The organism is Fibrivirga algicola, from assembly GCF_011742925.1.
Lineage (GTDB): Bacteria > Bacteroidota > Bacteroidia > Cytophagales > Spirosomataceae > Fibrella > Fibrella algicola.
Window position 1 is genome coordinate 1 of sequence record NZ_WAEL01000050.1, and the last position, 271, is coordinate 271.

1 pseudogene is annotated in these 271 nt (G+C 59.4%); it reads left to right on the forward strand.

The features are described from left to right. A pseudogene (locus F7231_RS27160) lies at positions 1-271 on the forward strand (hypothetical protein); the annotation flags it as partial.

The following is a 271-nucleotide window of genomic DNA, read 5'->3' on the forward strand; positions in this document are numbered from 1 at the left end:
GCTTAGCAGCGCCACCATCTGTAACACCACTACAGCGACCCTGCTGGCTACGGGTGGCACCTCGTATCTGTTCAGCAACGGGGTGTCTAACACCACCGGTGAGCTTGTCGTATCGCCATCGGTGACTACAGGCTACAGCGTGACGGTGACCAACGAGTTTGGTTGCTCAACGGTCGCTTCAGCCACGGTAACGGTGAACCCATCGGTGACGGCTACGCTCAGCAGCGCTACCATCTGTAACACCACCAGCGCCACGTTGCTGGCTACGGGC